The organism is Flavihumibacter sp. CACIAM 22H1, assembly GCF_001601815.1.
In the GTDB taxonomy this organism is placed as follows: domain Bacteria; phylum Bacteroidota; class Bacteroidia; order Chitinophagales; family Chitinophagaceae; genus Flavihumibacter.
Genome location: NZ_LUKG01000056.1, coordinates 1 through 2,707, shown reverse-complemented (window position 1 = coordinate 2,707; position 2,707 = coordinate 1). Strand labels below are relative to the sequence as shown.

Annotated in this window: 3 protein-coding genes; 2 read left to right on the top strand and 1 reads right to left on the bottom strand. The window is 45.1% G+C overall.

Annotated elements, in window-relative coordinates; genetic code table 11:
* Both A1D16_RS14615 and A1D16_RS14610 read left to right on the top strand, forming a co-directional pair.
* Nucleotides 1-413: HAMP domain-containing sensor histidine kinase (locus A1D16_RS14615; protein WP_290710790.1), on the top strand; the 413-nt coding region annotated here is incomplete at its 5' end.
* Nucleotides 319-1,257 carry a response regulator gene (locus tag A1D16_RS14610; RefSeq protein WP_290710788.1) on the top strand — a complete coding sequence of 313 codons (939 nt, stop codon included), beginning with the start codon at nucleotides 319-321 and terminating at the stop codon, nucleotides 1,255-1,257. The genes A1D16_RS14615 and A1D16_RS14610, both read left to right, overlap by 95 nt.
* A 29-nt stretch (nucleotides 1,258-1,286) precedes the next feature.
* Here the strand turns inward: A1D16_RS14610 and A1D16_RS14605 are convergent.
* A partial coding sequence (locus A1D16_RS14605) for a DUF3320 domain-containing protein (RefSeq protein WP_290710786.1) occupies nucleotides 1,287-2,707 on the bottom strand: 1,421 nt, incomplete at its 5' end.

The following is a 2,707-nucleotide window of genomic DNA, read 5'->3' as shown; positions in this document are numbered from 1 at the left end:
GAGCTATGGCGGAAGAGAAGGAAATTGCTCTTCAGTTGGAAACACCCAGGATTAATTTGCAGGCATATGTAGATACGGAGGCGTTTCGAAAAATTCTGCTGAACCTGATTAACAATGCGGTTAAATACGCCAAATCCAGCATATTGGTAAAGTTATTACCCTTTAGTAGCGAAGACACGGTTTTTACGATTGAAGTGAGTAATGATGGTTATCTTATTCCGAGCGATCAGAAAGAAAAGATCTTTGCCCCTTTTTACCGGTTAAAGGAAACAGAAAAGCAGCCGGGAACGGGAATAGGCTTGTCTTTTATCAAGATCGTTGACAGAATTACACAAGGGAGTACTGGAATTAAAGGAACCAAATGGCCTGTTGAACCTGTTTCAGTTAACGATTCCGATTCATCAGGAAAATGAAATTAATTTTTTGGAGGAGTATGGGGCAGAGGAGCCAGTTGTTCTTAGTTCAGCAGGCAATTTACCGGCTGACAATAATGTAAAATTGCATATTCTACTGGTGGAAGACAATAAGGAAATTGCGGTTTTTTTGCAGCGGGAACTGATGGCGAATTACCTGATATCCCGGGCTAAAAACGGCGAAGAAGCGCTGGATATATTAGCGGGTGAGAATGTACAATTGGTGATAAGTGATATTATGATGCCGGTAATGGATGGAATTGAGTTGTGTAAGCGGATTAAAACCAATATCGAATACAGCCATATCCCGATTATTTTACTAACGGCTAAAAATACGCTGCATGCGAAAATAGAGGGGTTGGAAGTAGGGGCAGATGCGTATATCGAAAAACCGTTTGATTTCGATCATTTGCAGGCGCAGATCAGCAATTTATTGAATAACCGCAAAATTATCCGCGAGTATTTTGCGCGGTCTCCTATTACGCATTTGAGGGGCATGGCCAGTTCAAAGGCTGATATTGATTTTCTGGAAAAGCTGGGTGCGGCTATTGACGAGCGAATAGAGGACCATACCATGGATGTGGACCAGTTATGCCGGTTGATGAATATGAGCCGTACGACCTTGTATCGTAAGATCAAAGCTATTTCGGATCTAACGCCAAATGAGCTGATTAATATTACCCGTTTGAAGAAGGCGGCCGAATTGCTGGCATCCGGAAAGTATAAGGTGAATGAGGTTTCCGATATGGTGGGGTACAGCCTGGTCAGTAATTTTTCCCGCGATTTTAACAAGCAGTTTGGCATGACGCCCTCTGCCTACGTGAAGACGTCAGACAGGTGTTAGGACGGTGTCCTAACACCTGTCTGACGTCTTCACTGAATCCGATCCCCGTTTTCCGCCGCATATCCAAGTTCAATCGCACGCCGGATCCCCTTTTCAATAACTGTTTCCACCGATGTACCCAGCCGCGCAAATCCCAGTAAACGAGCCGTTTCCTTCAACAGATCTGCCCGGGTTAAACTTATCTGATTCAATAGAACCTCCTTTACAGCCAGTGCAATTTCTTCCGGTGCAATATCCTCGGCAGCACGCTTGAATTCATTGAGCGTAGACCTGCGATATCCAGCCAGTTCCGTATGACCGGCCGCCCACAAAAAACGGTTATAACCTTCGTCTACCTCCCGGCACCCGGTTAAAAGAATCAGCTTATCTAACTGCCCATTTATTTTCATACCCAAACGCGCTATTCCCCAAGCTGTTAAAATTCGTTTATAGGCCAGGGGCCTGCTGATCGGCGATTCCGCTTCCAGTAAATCCCGCAACTGCTCCAATATGTACGCCTCATTAGAAGGCGCCGTAAATTCTTCCGCAAAGGAATCGGGTTTTCTTCGAAGCAGGGCAGGCCGGTACATACGTTGCAAGGAAACCGCCTTAGGAGCCTGCTCATTATCAGCTACAACCGGCAAAGCCGGCAATTCGGATACTTCTTCCGAAAACTTTGTCACCGATTCATTTTGTTTCAACTCCTCCAAAACGGCAAGCAGTCGGTTTAACGTGGATTCCGGCTTTTCCCACCACTCTGCAGCCCACAGTTTAAATAAATTCCAGCCCAACCCCTTTAAGACATCGGGTTGGATGATCTCCCGGTCGCGATTTGTTTCCGCCTTGTAATAATTCCAGCCATCTGTACAGATCCCCAGCAAATAATGATGTTGGTTACGGGGATCAACAACCGCTATATCGATTTTAAAGCCGGAACTACCAATATGCGTATGAACTTCATAACCCTGTTCCCTTAGTGCCGCTGCCACCAGTTCCTCAAAACTATTCTTACTATCCTTTGCTATAGATTTTCTTGTCAGTGACATTTTACCTTTTTCCGCGTATGACAGGAACGCTTTTAAATTAGCCACTCCTACTGATGCGGTACGCCGTAGATCAATCTGTTCAGACCGCATGGATGAAAAAACCATCATTTCTTCCCTTGCTCTTGAAACGGCCACATTTAATCGCCTCCACCCTCCTTCGCGGTTAATTGGACCAAAATTTAAACTTATTTTTCCTTCTGCATCGGGGCCATAACAAGTGGAAAATAAAATGATATCACGTTCATCGCCCTGTACATTTTCCAGGTTTTTGATAAACAGCGGCTCCTCTTTTTCCATTGCTAACCGTTCCAGGTCGGGTCGGCCTGCCAGCAACTTATCCAGCAAATCATTGATAAGGATTTGTTGTGCGGAGCTGAACGTTACAATACCTATACTTTTACCGGCCTCCGATGCACTGGATAACC